This window comes from Pseudomonas paralactis (assembly GCF_001439735.1).
GTDB classification, from domain to species: Bacteria; Pseudomonadota; Gammaproteobacteria; order Pseudomonadales; family Pseudomonadaceae; genus Aquipseudomonas; species Aquipseudomonas paralactis.
Genome location: NZ_JYLN01000023.1, coordinates 1 through 5290 on the forward strand (window position 1 = coordinate 1; position 5290 = coordinate 5290).

The window sequence follows — 5290 nt, forward strand, 5'->3', positions numbered from 1 at the left end:
TGTTCGTCTGCAGCCGAGGACAGTGTCAGGTTTTCGGTAGCTGCCATGGCGATATCTCGCTTGGCATCGATCTGACTGGCGATGGCATTAATGTCGCGACCAGACTCGAAAAAAATAAATCTGTCCCCTTTTCTCCGGTGTCGCAACCTGAAGTAGTCTGAGGCGCGGTAGCGCCATAGCTCTGTAGCAGGTGCTTTTTTTATGCCTGCTTACCGCATCTATGGTGGACCGTGTGAGGCGGGCTTTTGCCCGGCCGGTACCCTCGGACACCGGTTTGCGACCCTCGCACGGTCCACCACCCACTCGTGTCGCAACGACGGTGGTGGCCTCTTAACTGTCTGAGGATCGAGTGAATGTTTTCTACAAATCGAAACTGTCGAGATATTGAGGTAAAGGTCGTGGTGAAGTGTTCACGCTCTGCCGTTAACGCTCGCTCAATGTGTGATGCATTGGAGTGTCGCTCATGAAAACACAAGTAAATGATGAAGACTGTTCTACCAGTGTTTTCAACGTGAGGCCTGGCTTGAGCTCCGAAGAAGCATTAGTAAATGCAAGTGAGCTTTTAGCTTCGGCGTCAGCCATGGCTAATGAACAAGCATTTGCTTCAAGCGGATCACAGCGGCTTCAAACCTTCGGTTTGGCCCAGCTAATTGAAAACGCGCAACTTCTAGTAAACGAGGTTCTGAGAAAAGCGTCCCCAGCAACCCCCTGATTATTAATAGAGAAAAGGAGATGAGGGTAGATCACCACGCTTTTATACTAAGATCGTGATCTACCTCATCCATCATTTACATGTGAAACACTTGAACTTCCATAGAAAAAATGGGCGTTTTATAGCCGTCCAGCTTGACTAAGCATAGAGCTATGCAAGCACACAAAAATGAACCCACATTATTAAAGAACACTTTAGCACCATAACGAGCCGTAAAAAATGTAGCCTACCCCCCCCAAAAAAAGACTAATCAAATAAATCCGTCCCCTTTGTCCCTTTTTTGCCCCCTCCTGCACCAATTTAATAAATAAATTTTGTATTAGCCTTTCCACTAGGATCGATAACCAGTATAAATTTTTTCCAATCCCCCCCCGTTTGCGATTTCATCAGCTCGTGCAATTTATGGACGTAACTAGAAGCTTTATCACCGGGATCATCCAAAAGTTCACTAAAGAACAAGCCATCGCGAACAAATGAATATTTAGAGCCTACAGACCACCCTCCGTCGTAAACTTCATACTCAAATTCACAGCGAACCTCTTCATATTGTCCATTCGCAGAGTCATGCATGATCTGCGTAAGCGAATTTAAGACCTGTACTTGTTGCTCAATGCTCATTGCCCGGCCTCATTCCTAAATGACTTTCGCATTTTTGTCCCGTTGATTGAGTAATCAATAACTAGTGAATCTGGCCTTGCCGATGCAGAGTCCACTCTAGAAAAGCGCACTGTTACGGGGCCGACTTGATCACCGCTTTTCAACCCCGTCTTAATTTCTGTTTCCCACCGCTTATAGGCTGAGTTATTGAAATTACCATCCTGCGGAAATAGATTGAATCGGTCACAGGTACCACCAAGCTGACAACCTTGAATGTGTCCCCCCACATCCGTTGGCAGCCCTTCTTTGCCAACTGCCGTTTGGCGCGCATCACGAACTCCTTTATCCAACGAAGGACTGTAGGTAATTTCATCAACATAACCGTTTGAGTTAGTCTTAAATTCAGTGCCATTGCTCAACTTGACTTGGCTATTTGGTGGGGGCTCATTCAATATTTTGTATTCAGGTGTTCCTTTAGTGGCTTTGGCAACATCGACCTCAACACTAGCCAGTTTGACGCCCCCTTTTATACCACCATGTGATCCAACATCAAGTGCCTTAACAGTCTGAATTTCATTGCTGGCCTGATTAATCAGTTTCGAAGCTGTTTCGAGATCACCAGCGTCTAGGGCCTTTTGTGCGCCTTTTATGGTTTTTCCGGCAACATCACCAACACCGGGTATTACGCCAATCGCTGCCGCTAGGTAATCCAGAGCGCTATCAGCCTCGGAAAAACTCTTGATATCCCCGATTACCGGCACAAAATCCACACCGGTCAGCAGGGTATTTTTCAGCTCTTCCCGGCGCGCACTGTACATCTTTACTGAACAAGCATCCGCGCTCATCCCTGCACAGTTTTGCTCCTTGTAGTGTTCATTTTCTGCTTTGACGCGCTCTTCAGCCTTTTGCTCAAGTGTCTTCCCCTCAGCTAATGCTTCAGCGATATCACTTAGGGAGTTGTTCTCAACCGCATTCTTCCCAACCTGAGCCGCCGCCACCGCACTCAGCGCGTCCTTGCCCACCGCAGAACCCGCAACACCCGCCGCCAGCGTCGACAACGCAGAGATCGTTTGCTTCTGCTCCGCTGTCAGGTCGTCATTACTGACGTTCCCGTACAGCTCACTACGAATCAACCTCGCCGTGGCTTCAGCTGCTACCGCACCACCGGCCCCCACCAGCGCCGAATTACCACCAGCCCTGGCCAACACCGCGCCCAACACCGCATGGGCCATCAGGTTGGCGGCGTCATCACCTGCCGTCAGGTCTTTTACTTGCTGCGCCAGGTAGGGCGCGGATGCGCCCGCAATGGCCGCTCCCACATTGCCACCGGCAATCCCCTGCACGATGGCCGTCACGGTCTGTGTCGTGCGCTGGAAGCTGCTGCCAACGCCGTAGTCCCGTTCAGCCTGTTGCCTCACCTGCAAGGTGGTCGGGTCACTGATGCCACTCTCCAGCAACTTCTGCCGAGCCGCTTTACCCGCGTCGCTGTTGGGATCTTCAGACTCGTCGATCTTCGCCTTGCCAATGGTGCTTCCGATCGTTATGGCCAGTTGCGCAGAGCTGTTGATCAGGTCCATGCGTTCGCGCATGGCCTTTTCATCCGGCTTGTCGAGGTGCTTGTTGGCGTTTTGCGTATCGCGATTGAGGCCCACCAGGTCGTTGGCCCCCTCAGGATCACGCACAATAATCGTGCCCTCGCTGACCGCCGCCCGGGTTTTGCTGCTGTCGGACTCACTCAGCACCGCGCCCATCGGCGGGCCCATTGCGATACCGCTGGACCCACCGGCAATACCCGCGCTTGCCGAAGTGCTGTTGATCTTGCTGGTGTTCTTGATGTCACTGGTCAGCAAGCGATCGGTAATCAGCAAGTTCTTGTCGGCGCTGGCTTCGCTCGCAATGACGCACCGCTGGCGTCAGGGGTAGATGTGCTCTTCTTAAACTGAATTATTTTTGAAGACGTACTGCCGCGCTATCGAGCTTCGGACTTTTCCCACGAACTGACGAGGTTGAGCCATAGGAACTAACTTGGCTAGGATTCGCCGTCGCAGTAAATCCTGTGGCCGGGTGTCGCAACCTGAAGTAGTCTGAGGCGCGGTAGCGCCATAGCTCTGTAGCAGGCGCTTTTTTATGCCTGCTTACCGCATCTATGGTGGACCGTGTGAGGCGGGCTTTTGCCCGGCCGGTACCCTCGGACGCCGGTTTGCGACCCTCGCACGGTCCACCACCCACTCGTGTCGCAACGACGGTGGTGGCCTCTTAACTGTCTGAGGATCGAGTGGATGTTTTCTACAAATCGAAACTGTCGAGATATTGAGGTAAAGGTCGTGGTGAAGTGTTCGCACTCTGCCGTTAACGCTTACTCAATGTGCGGTGCATTGGAGTGCCACTCATGAAAACACAAGTAAATGATGACGACTGTTCTACCAGTGTTTTCAACGTGAGACCAGGCTTGAGCTCCGAAGAAGCATTAGTGAATGCAAGTGAGCTTTTAGCTTCGGCGTCAGCAATGGCTAATGAACAAGCGTTTGCTTCAAGCGGATCACAGCGGCTTCAAACCTTCGGTTTGGCCCAGCTAATTGAAAACGCGCAACTTCTAGTAAACGAGGTTCTGAGAAAAGCGTCCCCAGCAACCCCCTGATTTTTAATAGAGAAAAGGAGATGAGGGTAGATCACCACGCTTTTTATACTAAGACCGTGATCTACCCCATCCATCATTTACATGTGAAACACTTGAGTTCTCATAAATGAAATGGGCGCTTTTATAGCCGCCCAGCTTGGCTAAGCATAGAGCTATGCAAGCACAAAAAAAATAAATCCACATTATTAAAGAGCATTTTAATACCATAACGAACCGTAATAAATGCAGCCTACACTCGCTCCAAAAAGACCAATCAGATAAATCCGTCCCCTTTGTCCGAGACACGATAGGGAGAGGTGTTCCTGTAATGCGGACTGTACTCCTTGAAACAGTAAGATCAGAGGAAAGAGCCGTGAGTTAAAGACGGGAAGGCTCTGCTGCTCGACCAACTCAGATTTTTTGAGCCTCAGTCAATGAAGATATCAGAAATCGGTGTTTTTTTCAGACCTTCCCTAAACCTGCTGCTTAACTTTCAAGGATAAACAAAGTCTATACTTATTTTAACTTTAACCAAGTCCAAGGTCACCTCACAGCCACTCCACGCTGGTTGCCCCCCTGTAAGTTTATTATTAACATACCAACTGCGCAATTCTGTTAAAAGGTCAAAAATATCTGTATTTGCTCGCCCGCCTGCAGTAAACCAGGCAACATCACCTTGTTCATCAATGTAGTCATACTCATACTCACAGCTATCTAGCTCTTGGGATAACCGCGCGCGCATTATAACTTTACAGGCGTCGCCGGGAGCAATTTCAAACAAAATACTCCCAATATCATTGTAGATATCATCATCACTACGCATCAACTTCCACCCGGTGAGTTTTTAAATACAATCTCTTTTGGACGAGCACCACCTATTGAGTACTCCACATTGAAGCTATCTGGCCGAACACTTTTACCAGAATACACAGGCTCAATCTTCACGCTAACCTGCTTGCCCTCCTTAAGTGCAGATGCCCATGTATTCTCCATCGTTTTCCAAGTACCTTTATTCAAGTTCCCATTCATGGGAAGGAGGTTCAATCTCTCCCCAGGCCCGTTGAATATACTAGCAATCAAGTGTCCACCCTCGTCCCCATTGACGCCGCACTTGCCTGCCACACATTGCTGATATGTATTCCGATCATTTTTAGCCAATGAAAGATTTGACTCGACTTTATCAACGCGGCCCAAACTATCTGTTTGATAGGTCTTGTTTCCATCCACTTTATAAATCGTGTTTGGCTCAGGCTTATTGAGATCTTTGGACCATGCTCCCTTGCCACCAGAGCTTACTTCGACCTCCCGTAAAGTCTGGCCTGCGCCTTTTATACCACTATATGATCCAACATCAAGTGCCTTAA

Annotated in this window: 6 protein-coding genes; 2 read left to right on the forward strand and 4 right to left on the reverse strand. The window is 49.3% G+C overall.

Annotated elements, in window-relative coordinates; translation table 11 throughout:
- Nucleotides 1-463: 463 nt before the first annotated feature.
- Entirely contained in the window at nucleotides 464-712 is a 249-nt protein-coding gene (locus TX23_RS27730) for a DUF6124 family protein (protein ID WP_082629730.1), read from the forward strand.
- Between the two features lie 300 nt (nucleotides 713-1012).
- On the opposite strand, the gene TX23_RS26545 is transcribed toward TX23_RS27730, so the two are convergent.
- Nucleotides 1013-1330: a hypothetical protein gene (locus TX23_RS26545; RefSeq protein WP_057704725.1), complete on the reverse strand. Its 318-nt coding sequence runs from the start codon at nucleotides 1328-1330 to the stop codon at nucleotides 1013-1015.
- On the reverse strand, nucleotides 1327-3177 hold the full coding sequence (locus tag TX23_RS28625) for a VENN motif pre-toxin domain-containing protein (RefSeq protein WP_082629731.1): 1851 nt from the start codon (nucleotides 3175-3177) through the stop codon (nucleotides 1327-1329). The genes TX23_RS26545 and TX23_RS28625 overlap by 4 nt, the downstream gene beginning before the upstream one ends.
- 521 nt (nucleotides 3178-3698) lie before the next feature.
- Between TX23_RS28625 and TX23_RS27740 the strand changes: the two genes are divergently transcribed.
- Nucleotides 3699-3947, forward strand: a complete 249-nt coding sequence (locus TX23_RS27740) for a DUF6124 family protein (RefSeq protein WP_082629732.1) — start codon at nucleotides 3699-3701, stop codon at nucleotides 3945-3947.
- Nucleotides 3948-4419: 472 nt separating this feature from the next.
- Here the strand turns inward: TX23_RS27740 and TX23_RS27745 are convergent, their stop codons facing one another.
- Nucleotides 4420-4749 carry a hypothetical protein gene (locus TX23_RS27745; RefSeq protein WP_082629733.1) on the reverse strand — a complete coding sequence of 110 codons (330 nt, stop codon included), beginning with the start codon at nucleotides 4747-4749 and terminating at the stop codon, nucleotides 4420-4422.
- Nucleotides 4749-5290, reverse strand: a 542-nt coding sequence (locus tag TX23_RS27750; RefSeq protein ID WP_244885989.1) for a DNA/RNA non-specific endonuclease, incomplete at its 5' end; no start/stop codon positions are given. The genes TX23_RS27750 and TX23_RS27745, both read right to left, overlap by 1 nt.